Origin of the sequence: Dorea sp. 210702-DFI.3.125 (assembly GCF_020560945.1) — a bacterium.
Lineage (GTDB): Bacteria > Bacillota > Clostridia > Lachnospirales > Lachnospiraceae > Dorea > Dorea formicigenerans.
In genome coordinates, this window is sequence record NZ_JAJCNF010000002.1 from 18,265 (window position 1) to 33,742 (window position 15,478).

Here is a 15,478-nt window from a genome sequence, read left to right on the forward strand (position 1 = left end):
GGGACACAAGAGAAACGGAACACAGTAATGTGCGCGTAGCTCAGCTGGATAGAGCGTCTGGCTACGGACCAGAAGGTCGGGAGTTCGAATCTTCTCGCGCACGTTGAATTTAAGGCATATCCGAAAGGATGTGCCTTTTTTCTATTATAAGAAATTGCTTTTTCTAAGATAAAAGTAGACAAAACATATTTGACAACTGTATAATAAACATAATATTTTCAACTAATAAATTTCTTTATTGGGATAAAAGTAGAATGATTTATACATAGAAGAAATTTATTAAGCATGAAGAATGAGTGAGGTAGGGTATGAAAAAAATATTTAGCAGTCTTCCGGTGAAATTATTGATTGGTATTGTTATTGGAATTATCTTTGGACAGATTTTCCCGGAAAATGTAATGAGTGTTGTTGTCCCATTAAAGAATATTCTGGGACAGGTCATTAACTTTGTAGTACCGTTAATTGTCATCGGATTTATTGCACCGTCTATTACAAAGCTTGGAAATAATGCGTCACGTATGCTTGGAGTTGCACTTATGGTTGCATATACGTCGTCCGTACTGGCAGCACTTCTTTCTATGGGAGCTGGATATGCAATTATTCCGAATCTTCCGGTTGTGTCAGAGATTGAAGGCTTAAAAGAATTGCCGGAAGATGTTTTTGGTCTGACTATTCCGCAGATTATGAATGTCATGAGTGCTCTTGCATTTTCCATTTTAATCGGACTTGCGGCAATCTGGACAAAAGCAAAGACGATCATTACTATTTTAGATGAGTTCCAAAATATTGTACTTGCAATTGTGTCAAAGATTATTATTCCAATTCTTCCAGTGTTTATTGCATTTACATTCACTTGTTTATCATATGATGGAACTATTACAAAGCAGCTTCCGGTATTTGTCAGTGCGGTCGTAATCGTTATGATCGGACATTATATCTGGCTGACAGTGCTGTATGTTGTAGCAGGAGTCTATTCTGGAAAGAATCCAATTGAAGTCGTAAAGCATTATGGACCGGCTTATATTACAGCAGTTGGAACGATGTCTTCTGCCGCAACACTTGCAGTTGCGCTTCGGTGTGCGAGAAAATCTAAAGTTTTAAGAGAAGATATGGTGGATTTTGGTGTGCCGCTGTTTGCAAATATCCATCTGTGCGGATCCGTATTGACAGAAGTATTTTTCTGTATGATCGTGTCCAAGGTATTATATGGAACATTACCGGATATTCAGACATTGGTACTGTTCTGCGTCCTGCTTGCGATTTTCGCCATTGGAGCCCCTGGAGTTCCGGGAGGAACGGTAATGGCATCATTGGGACTCATTACAGGCGTTCTTGGATTTGGTGATGATGGTACAGCATTGATGCTTGCAATCTTCGCACTTCAGGATAGCTTCGGAACAGCCTGCAATGTAACGGGAGATGGAGCGTTGACATTATTCCTGACCGGTTATGCCGAAAAACATGGAATAGAAAAGCAGAACATATCTGTAGAATTATAGATTGTCGAGGCATTCTTGAATTTTAGAAAATGAAAACATATCATTGGTATGAGAATAAGAAAATGGAGAGTGGAACAAAACCACTCTCCATTTCTATATGCAAAGAAACTAAAACTAATTCAAATATGTAACAAGATCGTCCTGTCTCTTAGCAGCCTCGCGCTCTTCATCAGGATATCCCATTCCTACCATTCCGACAACCTGCATGTCTTTGTCAATTCCAAGACCTTCCAGGTAATCAGCAACTTCTGCTTTGTCTCCACAGTATTTTAACTGGTTGATCCAGCATGCACCAAGTCCAAGTGAGTGTGCTGCAAGAAGCATATTTTCAATCGCGCATGAGCAGTCGCTGACTCCGTTGACAGCTTCTTTCTCACATGCAACAAGTACAATTGTCTTTGCTCCGTATAATGTGTAAGCAGGGTTCTCCATTCCCTTTGCTACAACATCCTGAAGACTCTTAATAGAATCTGCATTCTGCATTACATAGAATCGGTATGTCTGTAAGTTCTTGCCGCTTGGAGCGTAAGTTCCTGCTTTGACAATCTCATCTACGAGATCCTTTGGAACGTCCTGCTCTTTGAATTTACGAATAGATCTTCGAGTATAAATGTTATTCAATACTTCGTTCATGATTACCTCTCCTTTTAAAATAATTAACCTTTTTATCTAAAGTACAGTATAATATTAAAAACAAGAAAAATCATTGTCTATTTTAGATAAAAATACGAAAAATAATTTGTAAATATAGACAAAATGGGTAGATATGTACATTGTTAAGAAATGAACAAAATGTTATACTAGTAATATTAAGGATTGAAGAAGTGCATAGCACAAAAAAATCCGTGGGTAGCGAAAAAAATGAATCATGCATCAGTCCGCAAAGGCGCGGGGGAGGAAGAGAAAATGTCAGATTTGAAATTTACTTGTACTGGTTGTCGCAATGGCTGTGTGATTACAGTCTGTTATAATGAGGAAGGTTATCCAGATGTGAAAGGCAATGGCTGTATGCGCGGCGTATTGTATGCAAATGACAAAGTAAGAGCAATGGATGAGAAAGAGACGGACAAGTAAGATGTTAAAATCATATGTTGCATTTGACATAGAGACGACTGGACTTAGCCCGGAGCACAATGAGATTATTGAGATTGGTGCATTGAAAGTACGGGAAGGAAAAGTTGTTGACCGTTTTATTCGTTTTATTGAACCGGAGGCCGGGATACCTCCGATGATTACGCAACTGACCGGAATTACAAATGATATGGTAGAAGGAGCAGGGAACTGCGGCGAAGTATTGCCGGAGTTCCTTGAATTCTGCGAACAGGATACGCTGATTGGACATAATGTGCAGTTCGACTTCAGCTTTGTGAAGACAAAAGCAAAAGAACTTGGTTACACCTATGATCATATGGGAATTGATACACTTAAGATTGCCAAAGTTGTTCATGCAGACCTCCCATCCAGAAAGCTTGGCGCACTCTGCGAATACTATCATATCGAAAATGCAGCGGCGCACCGTGCATATCATGATGCTCTGGCAACCGCAAAACTGTATCAGTCTATGGCGCATTTTTATGAGGAAAAGGAACCGAAGGTTTTTAAACCACAGCCCTTGGCATATAAAGTGAAGAAAAAAGAACCGATAACCGCAAAACAGATCGCATTTCTCACAAGGCTTATGCAACAGAAGAATATTTCTATGGAAATGGACATACATACACTGACAAAGAGTGAGGCTTCCAGAGAAATCGACCGGATTTTATCCCGACCGTAATGGAAGTGAGAAACCAATATGGAATACAGTCTGACAGGCTGATGTATTGACAGTAATTATCAGATGTGTTAGATTGTAAAAGTAATAGTTAAAGATACAAAAGAATAAAAAATGCGTGAGGTGTCAGTCAGAGAAAGATATTATAAAAAGTTATTTATCTGGCTGGTGAAAAGGGAAACAGGTGTGAATCCTGTACGAACTCGTCACCGTATTTTGCGAGCTTTGAATCCTACATGCCACTGGGAGACCGGGAAGGCTGATTTTATAGCGCCTGAGCAATAAGCCGGGATACCTGCCTTTCACAGTACAGGAACATATTTGTTCAGGCCACGAGGAACTGGCAGTACGAAATACATAGAAAGGCTATTTGACGGAAGGAAGATAATTTCGTCAATAGTTTGTTTTGCGTACTCTCTGTTCATTTTTTAATGGCAGGGATTTTTTATTATATGAATTTTTATGTAATAAAAAACCTCCGGAAAAATTATTTTGTATCTTAGAAAAAAATGGAGGATGGAAAGATGAAGAAAAAATTGGTAGTCGTATTACTTACTGCAGCTATGAGTATGTCTCTGCTTGCAGGATGTGGAGGAAATTCAGGAAGTTCTGACGCAAAGAGTGATGCAAAGACAGAGAATACGAAGGAGGACAGCGATCAGGTGGCAGCAGACAAGGTGGCAAAACTGATTGATGATATCTATGTTCAGGAGAGAACTGACAAGACAGATGAACAGTGCAAAGAAGCTAAGGAAGCCTGGGACGCATTAACAGATGCCCAAAAAGAATTAGTAGAAGGTGAAAACGCAGATCCTGATTACTTCGGAAGAGATACAGGTGACGCTTCGAAAGATGATCCGTTAAATCAGGACGAGATTGGTGAGAATGAACTTCTTGTTGTAAGTTTTGGTACATCATTCAATGACAGCCGTACAAAAGATATCGGTGGAATTGAGAAAGCACTTCAGGCTGCTAATCCAGACTGGTCAGTAAGAAGAGCATTTACAGCTCAGATCATCATCAATCACGTACAGGCCCGTGATGATGAGAAGATCGACAACATGGAGCAGGCGCTGGAGCGTGCAGTAGACAATGGAGTTAAAAACCTTGTTGTTCAGCCGACACATCTGATGCATGGCGCAGAGTATGATGAGTTATCAGAGACAGTGGAAAAATATAAAGATAAATTTGAATCTGTAAAGATTGCTGAGCCTCTTCTCGGCGAAGTTGGAGCAGATGCAACAGTTATCAATGCAGACAAAGAAGCAGTTGCAAAAGCAATCACAGACGAAGCAGTTAAGACAGCAAACTATGACAGCATTGATGCAGCAGCCGAAGATGGAACCGCATTTGTATTCATGGGACATGGAACTTCACACGTTGCAAATGTAAGTTATGATCAGATGCAGACACAGATTGAGCAGCTTGGATATAAGAATGTATTTATCGGAACTGTAGAAGGTGAGCCGGAAGATACAGAGTGTCAGGCAGTCATTGAGAAAATCAAAGAGGCCGGATATAAGAAAGTAATCCTTCGTCCACTGATGGTTGTTGCAGGAGATCATGCGAACAATGATATGGCAGGAGACGATGATGATTCATGGAAGAGCCAGTTTGAAGCGTCAAAAGCATTTGACAGTGTAGAATCACAGATTGCAGGTCTTGGAGAGATTGATGCAATTCAGCAGATTTATGTAGCACATACAAAAGCTGCAATTGAAGCTAAATAGTTGACAGGTCAGATTTTCAGAGTACAATTATAAAGAAAAATAATTAGAAAAGAGAGAATGGACATGTTAAAAAAGAAATTATTAGTTTTATTACTTTCCGCCAGTATGGCAATGACAATGCTTGCCGGATGCGGAAGTAATACGGATAAGAAAGATGACACAAAAACAGAAGCTTCCAAAGATGATGCGTCAGAAGCAAAGACTGACAGCAAAGATGCGAAGGAGCCTGAGCTGGAAGATGGAACTTATAAGGTAGATTTTAATACAGACAGCGGTATGTTCCACGAGAATCCGGACTATAATGACGGAAAAGCAACGCTGACTGTTAAAGATGGTAAGATGACAGTACATATTACATTGAATTCTAAAAATATCGTACAGTTATTCTTAGGCTCAGCAGAAGATGCACAGAAAGACGGGGCAGATCTTATTGATCCGTCAGAGACAACAGAGATTACTTATTCTGATGGTTCCGCGCCAAAGGAAGTATATTCCTTTGACGTACCGGTACCGACACTGGACGATGAATTTGATCTGGCATTGGTTGGAACAAAGGGTAAATGGTATGACCATAAAGTCAGTGTGTCCAATCCGGAATTGGTACAGTAATAAGCTTTATTTTGTAACAAAATGTGAAATGAATAGTATGTAATTGGAAACCTCTATCAATGCAATAAAAAGAAAGCGTGATAGAGGTTTCTGTATTTTTATCAGAACTTTATATGAAAAAATAATAAAACATACTTTTCCTATTATAGGAATATATAGATAGAATTAATAATTAATAGAAAATATTAATAAAAACAATTGGACGAGAATAGTACAAAAAGGTACTATTAACGTAACTGATTTATAACATAGAGTTGTTAAAGATTATAAATTTGACGTGTTAGAAAGTTGTTGATAAAATGAACAGACATTACATATTTCAGAGGGGAATTTTAAAGATATGAAAGAGAAAAAGAACTGGCTGGGGAAAGTTGTATTATTAATCGCAGTGATTGCAGCAGTCGCTGTGTATTTTTTAGTCCCAGGTGTCAATAAAATGATGAACAAGGTATTTGCCATGTTTGCAAGCGGAGACTTTACGGTTGTACGTGATTTTGTGGCATCTTATGGAGCATATGCGGCTGTAATCTCATTTTTACTGATGATCTTTCAGTCCATTGCAGCACCGCTTCCGGCATTTTTGCTCACATTCGCAAATGCGAATCTGTTTGGATGGTGGCAGGGAGCAATCCTTTCCTGGACAAGTGCTATGGCAGGAGCGGCTGTATGTTTCTACATTGCAAGAATTCTGGGACGTGATGTGGCAGAGAAACTTACAAGCAAGAGCGGACTGGCTCAGATTGATACATTTTTTGAACGATATGGAAAGAATACAATCCTGATCTGCCGTCTGCTTCCATTTATTTCGTTCGATATTGTAAGTTATGCGGCAGGACTGACATCTATGTCATTTATGTCATTCTTTATTGCAACAGGAATCGGACAGCTTCCGGCAACAATTGTGTACTCTTACGTTGGCGGCATGTTGACCGGCGGTGCAAAGTTATTTGTGACCGCGCTTATGATTTTGTTTGCCCTCTCGGCACTGATCTTTATGCTGAGAAAAATATATATGGACCGGCAGTCCAAAAAAGAAAAAGGGAGGATATGAAATGGATACTTACTACAATCCGGAAGATCTGGCGAAGTTTGGAACCATTGGGGAAAAAGCACCGGAGTTAGCAGAGAAGTTCTTCAGCTACTATAATGCAGTGTTTGAAGAAGGTGCACTGACAGCAAGAGAGAAATCTCTCATTGCACTTGCTGTGGCACACACGGTACAGTGCCCATACTGTATTGATGCTTATACCAATGACTGTCTGAATAAGGGAGTAACAGAAGAGCAGATGACAGAGGCTGTCCATGTGGCAGCAGCAATCCGTGGCGGTGCAAGTCTGGTTCACGGTGTACAGATGAAAAACATCGTAAAGAAATTAGAGTTCTAAAAATTAAAATAAAACATTTGAGGAGATTAAAAACATGAAAAAGAGAGTCGTAACATTATTATTAGTAGCAGCAATGACAGGATCTATGGTTGTAGGATGCGGATCAAACTCCAGTTCTGACACAAAATCTGAGACAAAGACAGAGTCTACAGATACAAAAACAGAGGAGAAAAAAGAGTTGGCAGACGATGAGTATCAGTATGTATCTGCTGAGGATACAGCGAAAGCTGACGGAGTTCACGTACTCGATGTAAGAGAGTGGGATAACTATGTGACTGGAAGAGTTAAGAATTCTGAGTGGTGCCCAATCTTCCCATTAGAGGATGATTCCTTAGTTGACGCTATGACAGATTACGCAAAAGAGAACCTGAACGATGGAAAAGATATCTACATCATCTGTAACAGTGGTAAGCGTGGAGCTGAAAAAGCAACAGGTGTATTAAGAGATGCAGGAATCGAGTCAACATCTATCTACACAGTAGAGGGTGGAGCAAAAGCACTTGCTGACGTAAGCGGAGCTCTTACAACAGACCGTACAGAAGAGAACATCGACTGGCAGTATGTATCTGGAAAAGATGCAGTTGCAGCAGTAGATGACAAAGATGTTCAGATTCTGGATGTTCGTGATGATGATACATACAAAGCAGGACACTTAAAAGGATCTTTCCAGTGCGGATTAAAAGAGATTGAAAGTGCAGATGCTCAGACAGCTATGTACAAACTGGCAACAGAGAAGATGGATTCTTCCAAGAAAGTATATCTTCTTTGCTACAGCGGAAACAAGTGTGCTAAGACAGGAATCTCTATCCTGAAAGACGCTGGCTTTGATTTAGATAACCTTTACATCATTGAGAATGGTGCAAAAGACGGGGACGTATCTGCTGCATTCGTGACAGAGTAAATTGTGATTGATAGAATACGCCAATAGTATGGCATGGAACGAAAAATGTTCCAATTTGGACATGCATAAAAGAATTGGAAGATGTTGTCATGACGGATTCCACAACAGCTATAAGGAGGAACGTACAATGAAAAAAAGAGTATTAGCGGTACTTTTAAGTGCAGCAATGGTTGCATCTCTTGCAGTTGGATGCGGATCAAGCTCAAAATCAGATGAAAAGTCTGAGACTAAGACAGAAACAGCAAAAGATACAAAAGAAGAGACAAAAGATGTTGAGGCTGTAGAGCAGAGAACTGTATATGTAACACCAGAGTGGTTAAAGAGTGCTATGGATGGTAACCAGAAAGGTTATGAGGATGTAGTAGTTGCAGAGGTAGCTTACAGTGATAATGCAAAGGATTGTGAGTCATATCAGAAAGGTCACATTCCAGGAGCAATTTATGTCGGTGATGTTGAAGTAGAGGATGCTACAGGATCTGAGGAAGGTGCATACAATCTTCTTTCAGCAGACGAGGTTGAGAAGAATCTTCTTTCTCACGGAATCACAAAAGATACAAAGGTTGTTCTTTACGGTGGAGATATTTCCGGAACAGCGCGTGTAGCCTATGCTTATATCTGGGCTGGTGTTGAGGATGTCAAGATTGTAAATGGTGGAATCGATGCATGGGAGAAAGCCGGATACGAGACAGAAACAAAGGCAAATGAAGGAGCAGAAGCAAAAGATTTCGGAACAACTGTACCAGCTCATCCAGAGTACTGGACATCTATCGAAGAAGCAAAAGATAAACTTGCCAATGATGACAACTTCAAATTAGTAAGTATCAGAAGTGAAGAAGAGTGGCTTGGAAAGACGAGTGGATATAACTATATGGACAAAGCCGGTGAGCCGGATGGAGCTGTATGGGGAAAAGGTGCCAAGACTGCAGCAGATGTTGCAGACTTCACGAACGATGACGGAACTGTAAAAGATCTGGACGGACTGAAAGAAGTTTGGAAAGACTGTGACTTTACATTAGATAATCACCTTGCATTCTATTGTGGAACAGGCTGGAGAGCAACGGTACCATTCCTTGTGCTTTATGAGAATGGATACGATAACACTTCTGTATACGATGGTGGATGGTATGAGTGGTTAATGCACGATGACTATCCGGTACAGGTTGGTGATCCTGCAAGTGCTGACTGCCAGCATACAACAGTTGGAGAGCTTCCGACAGGAAAAGCTGCAAAATAATCCGGTACTGAACTTGGAGTAAAGTATCAGATTAATGAAAAGTAATAAAAAAATGAGCGCTGTCACTGGGTTCCGGTGACAGCGTTTAGCAGTATTATGGAGGAAATATGAAAAAAATAAGTTACATTTTTTTTGATTTACTGACCATTGCTTTTTTGATTGGAGCTTATGCAATCCAGTACTTTACAAAGAAGAAGTTAGGCATGCTCCGCTGGGTGAATTATCACAATATGCAGTTTCAGAAAAATGCGGTTTATGGTATAGTAAAGTATATTACAGTAGTTGTGGCAATTGTGCTGATTGTGCTGATTATTGCCGGATATACAAAGAAAAAAGAGATGCTGGGAAAGATTGATCTGGTTATGATCATGGCGATGTCAGTACTGGGAATTGTCTATCTTGGGATAACAATATTTAAGTCCATCGAAACACTTGCGGCATATTACTTTTTAATGCCGCTTTTTGGGGCGGCTACATTGATGCAGATTGTGAGAAATGGTATTGCAGTGGGGATAACGAAGAATGAAAAATAAAAAAATGTGGATATTTATCGGAATTATTGTTGTGATTCTGGTACTCAATCACATTTTCGGGTGGTCTGCCTACCTGGGAAATACAGAGAATTTGAAATTTTTGGAAAATATGGTACAGGATAATCTTCTTCTGGCGGTGTTGATCTACACAGTGCTTACGATTGTAAGTTGTGTTGTTCTGGCACTTCCGGGAGTGACATTTGCAATTATTGCGGGGCTGGTATTTGGACCGGTACTTGGAACGATCTGTTGCTCAGTTGCGACAACGCTTGGAGCAATGGTCGCATTTGTTGTGGGACGATTTTTCCTTCAGGACAGTATCAAACCGATGGCAATGAAAAATAAATATCTGAAAAAATGGCTGTTTGATGAGACGGGAAGTAACGAGATTTTTATTCTTATGATTACAAGACTGGTCCCGTTGTTTCCATACAATCTTCAGAATTTTGCCTACGGGGTAACAGATATTAAATTCTCCACATATTCTATATGTTCTCTGATTTTTATGTTGCCAGGAACGGCTATGTATACGGTTGGAACAGCCGGACTTGCAGACAAAGAGAACCGGATCCTTTATATAGGGATTGCACTTGTACTGGCGGTAGTTGTTATGGGGCTTGGTGCATTTTTGAAGAAGCATTATGTGCAGGAGGAACAAATTGAAGAGTAAAAATGATGTGTCAGAGTGTATACACTGCCATGTCTGTCAGAAGCATTGTGAGTTTCTGAAAAAATATGGCATTGATATTGGGGACACTGAAAAGCTGAAGGAATTATCTTATCATTGCTTTTTGTGTGGAAAATGTACAGAAGTCTGCCCGATTGGGATTGACGGGAGGGATTATATTCTAAAGCTTCGCCGGGAAAATGTCCGGGAGGCAGAAGGGACATTTCGCGAAAAAGGGTATGGAATGCTCTTAAAAGAAAAGAAAGATTATATCTATAAAAATTATCGTAATGCAACTGGAAAATGCATCCTTTTCCCAGGGTGTAATTTTCCTTCTTTTTATCCAAAGACAATGAAGAAGCTTGTGAAGCTTCTGAAAGAACATGGAATCGGAGTTGCCTATGACTGTTGTGGAAAGCCGATTGCGGAGCTTGGACTGGAAGTTGATGAAAAGAGAATTATACAGCGTATTAATGATGAGTTTGAAAAAAGAGGCGTGGAAGAGGTTATCATGCTTTGCCCGAACTGTTATACATTTTTGAAACCCTATTTGAAGGTTAAAGTGACAGACATTTATGAAAAACTTGAAGAACTAGGGATCGGTGAGAAGAATCTGGAGTCCGGCAAAGTATTTTTGCCTTGTCCGGATCGTGAGAAAAGAGAGATTCTTGCATCAGCAGAGCGATTCGTGAAGGGAAGTCTGGAATCGGTAAAAGGAGTACAGTGCTGTGGTCTTGGAGGCTGTGCATCGGTGAAAGAACCGGAAATTGCAAAGCACATGGCATCTGCACTTGCAGGAGAGAAAAAAGTATATAGTTATTGTGCTTCCTGTTCCGGCAATCTGACTCGTGGAGGCTGTCAGAACGTGAGACATCTCCTGACAGAGATTTTAAAGACTTATGAAAAGCCGGATGTGAAGAAATCCATGATCAACCGTGCGAAGACGAAATTTACATAATTTGTAACTGTTCAGAGCCAAGCATAATTTCAAAAAACAGGTATAAAATGCGTAGCATTTTGGAAGTTGGCTCTGAACAGTTCCATTTGTTAAAAAAATGACTCCGTACCAGGTGACAATTCAACAAAAGAATGGGGATAAAAGATGAGAAGAGCAATCATTGTATTTACAAGAGTTCCGGTGGCGGGGCAGACAAAGACAAGGCTGATGCCATATTTTTCGCCGCAGGAATGTGCCGGGCTGCACACTTGCTTTTTGAAAGATATTGCCGGGCAATGTCAAAAAACACAGGCGGATCTTTATATCTGTTACACTCCGGACAATAAAGGAGCTGCATTAAAGAATATATTTGGGGATGACAAGATTTATTTTCCGCAGATGGGGGAATCTTTGGGAGAGAGAATGTACATGGCAATCCAGAGGGTTCTTGCCAAAGATTATGGATCCTGTGTGTTGATTGGAACGGATGTGCCGGAAATTAAGCAGGCAGATTTAGATTATGCATTTCGTCTGTTAGATGTGCATGACATTGTTCTGGGACCAACGCAGGACGGTGGATATTATCTTGTAGGTATGAAGAAGCCAGTGAGAGAGGTGTTTGAAAAACAGACTTACAGCCATGCAAGTGTTTTGAAAAATACAGCAAAAGCAGCTTTTGAGGCTGGTTATACAGTTGGTTTTGCAAGAACGCTTCATGATATAGATGAGAAAGAAGATATTGGTAAATTTCGAAACCGGATGCGTAAAACTCTGGAATTGCAGAAAAGTGAGACTGGACGTTATCTTCTGAAAAAACAGAAGATTTCTATTATTGTTCCGATTTATAATGAAGAATCCACGATAAAATCACTGCAAAAACAGTTGATTCCTCTTTTGGACAAATGTGAAATTCTCTTTGTAGATGGCGGAAGCAAAGACCGGACATTGTCAATGATTGATTCCAGGTTCCGTGTACTTCATTCAGAAAAAGGCCGGGCAAATCAAATGAATCTGGGAGCAAAAGAAAGTTCCGGGGATATTTTGTTTTTCCTGCATAGTGACAGCGAGCTACCGAAGCATCCGCTGGCGGAGATTCGTTATGTGATGAAAGACCATCTGGCAGGGTGTTTTGGAATTGCATTTCATTCAAAGCATTTCTTTATGTGGACGTGCCGTGTCATTTCCAATCACCGGATCAAAGACCGCAAGGTCATGTTTGGAGATCAGGGAATCTTCATAGACAGGGAGTTGTTCTTTGAGGCGGGAATGTTCCCGAACCTTCCAATCATGGAGGATTATCAGTTTTCACTGACTCTTAAGGAAATGGGCGTAAAACTTGGAATCGCAAAGCACAGGATTTATACATCTGACCGCAGATTTCCAAAGAAGACGATCCCGAAACTTAAGGTTATGTGGAAAATGAATCGGCTTCGCAAGATGTATCGGGACGGGGTACCAATTGACCGAATATCAAAGATGTACCGAGACGTAAGGTAAAATATAGCAGTGGATTTCAAGAAATAAAAATATCAAGGTAGAGGAAAAAATCTATGGAGCGGATCAGAGGTCTGGAAGAATATGTGAAAAATAAAGAGTACAGAGAAGCACTGGGATTGCCAAAAGAGAAGATGGAAAATTACGAATTGCTGGCACAGGGAGAGTATAATATTAATTATGCATTTACACACCCTGTGACAGGAAAGAAATTACTACTTCGTGTGAATTGTGGAAGCCAGATGCATCTGGAGCATCAGATTGAATATGAAGCACATGCGTTAAGATTAATGGAAGGCTCTGGCAGGACGCCAAAAGTGCTTTATGTAGATGGCAGCAAAAAAATATTGGAGCATGGCGTTCTGGTCATGGAATACCTTCCGGGTCATGCAATGGATTATCATACAGAATTGATGCTGGCAGCCCCATGTCTGGCAGACATTCACAGTGTCCCGATTCCAGAGAGTGAAGAAATCCTTATACACCCACAGAATCCATTGAAAGCGATTCTGGAGGAGTGCGAGGAGATGTTCAAGGTCTATCTGGAATCACCATTAGGAGATGGAGAGAAAAAAACATATATCCGTGAACTTTTGGATCTTGGCTGGAAACGGGAAGCAGAAATCCAGCTTGAAAGTGGTTATCAATGCTGCATTAATACAGAACTAAATTCTACGAATCTCCTGATCAACGGGAAAGGAAAGTCCAATTACCTGATTGACTGGGAGAAGCCGCTATTTGGTAATCCTGCCCAGGATCTGGGACATTTCCTGGCACCTACGACTACATTCTGGAAGACAGATGTCATTCTTACTTCAGAAGAGATGGAGAAGTTTATTGATGCATACATCAAAGCGGTGGGAAATCGGTTTAAGACAGATATGATCCGGGAGCATACTCATGCATTTATTCCAATCACATGTCTGCGCGGGATTACATGGTGTGCTATGGCATGGGTTCAATACCAGCAGCCGGATAAGTTGATTTTCAATGAATCCACATTCAAAAAGTTGAATGCATATCTGGATATGGACTTCTTAAAAAATATACGGGGCTATCTGGAGCCGTAAATATTCTTGAAAATGACACGAAAGGAGAAATATTATGGAGAAAAAAGAAATTGCAGAGTTATTTATGAAAGGAATTGATTGCTCACAAGTTGTAGTTGGAGCATTTGCAGAGGAGCTTGGAATTACAACAGAGGAAGCTTACAAGATGTCTGCAGCATTTGGCGGCGGTATGGGTCTTGGTGAGACTTGTGGTGCTGTTGTCGGAGCAATGATCGTTCTTGGATTAAAATATGGACATTGCGAAGTGGAGCATATGGAGCAGAAGGATATTATGAATGCAAAACGTGCAGAATTTTTACAGAAATTCCAGGAAAAATATGCTGTCTGTAATTGTAAAGGGCTGTTAAAGCATGATATTTCCAAGCCGGAAGAGATGCAGAAGATTCTGGATGAAGGATTGTTATTTGATTTCTGTCCGGAAGTCGTAAAAGATAGTATCACTATACTAAAAGAGATATTCTAGCAGATATATGAAGAGGTTTTTATGGATGAGATAATTAATGATTTTCATGATTTGGATCAGATACCTGTGTTTCAGACACAGATTGATCCAGAGATGATGAATACAGCAGACAGGTTGGATGTGCTTCAGATGAATATTGGCCGTGTCTGTAATCTGGCGTGCAAGCATTGTCATGTGTGTGCAGGACCGAACCGGACGGAAGTGATGTCCCGGGAAGTGATGGCAGATTGTATTCAATTTGCAAGAGAACAACAAGTGCAGACCATTGATATTACAGGTGGAGCGCCGGAGATGAATCCGGATTTTGAATGGCTTGTTACAGAGGCATGCAAAGTCTGTAGTCATGTAATCGTGCGAACCAATCTGACAGTTCTGTTGAATCCGGAATATGAACATTTGATTGAATTTTATGCCAGACAGAAAGTAGAAATTGTATGTTCCCTGCCTTATTATAGGGCAGATCAGATGGATCGAGTACGGGGAACCGGTACATTTGACGGGGCAATACAGGTATTACAGAAATTAAATACACTTGGTTATGGAAAGAATCCTGAGTTGGTGCTGAACATGGTGTACAATCCGGCGGGAGCCTTTTTTCCACCGGATCAGACCGCTATGGAACTAGAGTATAAAGAGCATTTGGAAGCAGATTTTGGAATTGTGTTCAATGCCCTGTATACACTTTACAACAATCCAATGGGACGATTTGGAGCATTTCTCCGAAGATCCGGGAATCTTTCAGGGTATATGAAGAAGTTGTATGATGCTTTCAACCCGGCAACGGTGGAAGCTTTGATGTGTCGTTTTCAGATTTCGGTAGATTATGACGGAAAGCTGTATGACTGTGATTTTAACCTGGCAGCAGGGCTTCCAATCTTTTCGAAGGAGACTATAGCTGATTGGATAGGAAAACCTTATACAGCCCGGAAAATCCGGATGGATAAACACTGTTATGCCTGTACAGCAGGAGCCGGTTCAAGCTGAGGCGGCGCAACAGACTAAGCAGGCTGCTTAAAAAAGAAAAATTATGAATAAAAAGAGGAAAATGCAACAAAATGTTTCTTGCATTTTTCTCTTTTTTCGCGTATGATAATAATCACTCTAATTTATCTGAGAAAACTTCTGCCAGGTCGAAGAGAATCAGAATTTGTCACAATATGAAATCACACCGATAATTCCAAAAAA

At 40.4% G+C, this 15,478-nt stretch carries 17 protein-coding genes, 1 tRNA gene and 1 riboswitch; of the genes, 17 read left to right on the forward strand and 1 reads right to left on the reverse strand.

The window, feature by feature from the left end:
• Nucleotides 1–29 precede the first annotated feature (29 nt).
• Together LI164_RS01210 and LI164_RS01215 are read left to right on the forward strand one after the other, a co-directional pair.
• Nucleotides 30–103: transfer RNA gene (locus LI164_RS01210), tRNA-Arg, on the forward strand.
• Nucleotides 104–308: 205 nt separating this feature from the next.
• Nucleotides 309–1,499 carry a dicarboxylate/amino acid:cation symporter gene (locus tag LI164_RS01215; protein ID WP_005334607.1) on the forward strand — a complete coding sequence of 397 codons (1,191 nt, stop codon included), beginning with the start codon at nt 309–311 and terminating at the stop codon, nt 1,497–1,499.
• A gap of 114 nt (nt 1,500–1,613) precedes the next feature.
• On the opposite strand, the gene LI164_RS01220 is transcribed toward LI164_RS01215, so the two are convergent.
• Nucleotides 1,614–2,132, reverse strand: coding sequence for a nitroreductase (locus LI164_RS01220; RefSeq protein WP_022279402.1), 519 nt, complete (start codon nt 2,130–2,132; stop codon nt 1,614–1,616).
• Nucleotides 2,133–2,405: 273 nt separating this feature from the next.
• Between LI164_RS01220 and LI164_RS01225 the strand changes: the two genes are divergently transcribed.
• The 15 genes from LI164_RS01225 to arsS all read left to right on the forward strand — a co-directional run bounded on the left by LI164_RS01225 (nt 2,406) and on the right by arsS (nt 15,277).
• The gene (locus LI164_RS01225) at nt 2,406–2,573 is read left to right on the forward strand and encodes a hypothetical protein (RefSeq protein WP_005336888.1); all 168 of its coding nucleotides are present in this window, start codon (nt 2,406–2,408) and stop codon (nt 2,571–2,573) included.
• A 1-nt stretch (nt 2,574) separates the two neighbouring features.
• Nucleotides 2,575–3,273 carry a PolC-type DNA polymerase III gene (locus LI164_RS01230; protein WP_005336890.1) on the forward strand — a complete coding sequence of 233 codons (699 nt, stop codon included), beginning with the start codon at nt 2,575–2,577 and terminating at the stop codon, nt 3,271–3,273.
• Between the two features lie 101 nt (nt 3,274–3,374).
• Nucleotides 3,375–3,588: riboswitch (cobalamin riboswitch) on the forward strand.
• Nucleotides 3,589–3,794: 206 nt separating this feature from the next.
• Nucleotides 3,795–5,000: a sirohydrochlorin cobaltochelatase gene (locus LI164_RS01235; RefSeq protein ID WP_227086625.1), complete on the forward strand. Its 1,206-nt coding sequence runs from the start codon at nt 3,795–3,797 to the stop codon at nt 4,998–5,000.
• A gap of 63 nt (nt 5,001–5,063) precedes the next feature.
• Nucleotides 5,064–5,609, forward strand: coding sequence for a hypothetical protein (locus tag LI164_RS01240; protein ID WP_215684011.1), 546 nt, complete (start codon nt 5,064–5,066; stop codon nt 5,607–5,609).
• Nucleotides 5,610–5,949: 340 nt separating this feature from the next.
• A complete protein-coding gene (locus LI164_RS01245; protein WP_005336906.1) occupies nt 5,950–6,660 on the forward strand; it encodes a TVP38/TMEM64 family protein in 711 nt (236 codons plus the stop codon).
• Between the two features lies 1 nt (nt 6,661).
• Entirely contained in the window at nt 6,662–6,994 is a 333-nt protein-coding gene (locus LI164_RS01250) for an arsenosugar biosynthesis-associated peroxidase-like protein (protein ID WP_005334581.1), read from the forward strand.
• A gap of 34 nt (nt 6,995–7,028) precedes the next feature.
• Nucleotides 7,029–7,895, forward strand: coding sequence for a rhodanese-like domain-containing protein (locus LI164_RS01255; RefSeq protein ID WP_005334579.1), 867 nt, complete (start codon nt 7,029–7,031; stop codon nt 7,893–7,895).
• 127 nt (nt 7,896–8,022) lie between these two features.
• The gene (locus LI164_RS01260) at nt 8,023–9,129 is read left to right on the forward strand and encodes a sulfurtransferase (protein ID WP_227086626.1); all 1,107 of its coding nucleotides are present in this window, start codon (nt 8,023–8,025) and stop codon (nt 9,127–9,129) included.
• A 107-nt stretch (nt 9,130–9,236) separates the two neighbouring features.
• On the forward strand, nt 9,237–9,662 hold the full coding sequence (locus tag LI164_RS01265) for a hypothetical protein (protein WP_227086627.1): 426 nt from the start codon (nt 9,237–9,239) through the stop codon (nt 9,660–9,662).
• Nucleotides 9,652–10,332, forward strand: coding sequence for a TVP38/TMEM64 family protein (locus tag LI164_RS01270; protein ID WP_005334578.1), 681 nt, complete (start codon nt 9,652–9,654; stop codon nt 10,330–10,332). The genes LI164_RS01265 and LI164_RS01270 overlap by 11 nt, the downstream gene beginning before the upstream one ends.
• Nucleotides 10,304–11,287, forward strand: coding sequence for a (Fe-S)-binding protein (locus LI164_RS01275; RefSeq protein WP_227086628.1), 984 nt, complete (start codon nt 10,304–10,306; stop codon nt 11,285–11,287). The genes LI164_RS01270 and LI164_RS01275 overlap by 29 nt, the downstream gene beginning before the upstream one ends.
• 144 nt (nt 11,288–11,431) lie before the next feature.
• Nucleotides 11,432–12,763 carry a TIGR04283 family arsenosugar biosynthesis glycosyltransferase gene (locus LI164_RS01280; RefSeq protein WP_227086629.1) on the forward strand — a complete coding sequence of 444 codons (1,332 nt, stop codon included), beginning with the start codon at nt 11,432–11,434 and terminating at the stop codon, nt 12,761–12,763.
• Nucleotides 12,764–12,816: 53 nt separating this feature from the next.
• The gene (locus tag LI164_RS01285) at nt 12,817–13,830 is read left to right on the forward strand and encodes a phosphotransferase family protein (protein WP_173793589.1); all 1,014 of its coding nucleotides are present in this window, start codon (nt 12,817–12,819) and stop codon (nt 13,828–13,830) included.
• Between the two features lie 34 nt (nt 13,831–13,864).
• Entirely contained in the window at nt 13,865–14,293 is a 429-nt protein-coding gene (locus LI164_RS01290; RefSeq protein ID WP_227086630.1) for a C-GCAxxG-C-C family protein, read from the forward strand.
• Between the two features lie 21 nt (nt 14,294–14,314).
• Nucleotides 14,315–15,277, forward strand: a complete 963-nt coding sequence (arsS, locus tag LI164_RS01295; RefSeq protein ID WP_117613017.1) for an arsenosugar biosynthesis radical SAM (seleno)protein ArsS — start codon at nt 14,315–14,317, stop codon at nt 15,275–15,277.
• Nucleotides 15,278–15,478: the final 201 nt, after the last annotated feature.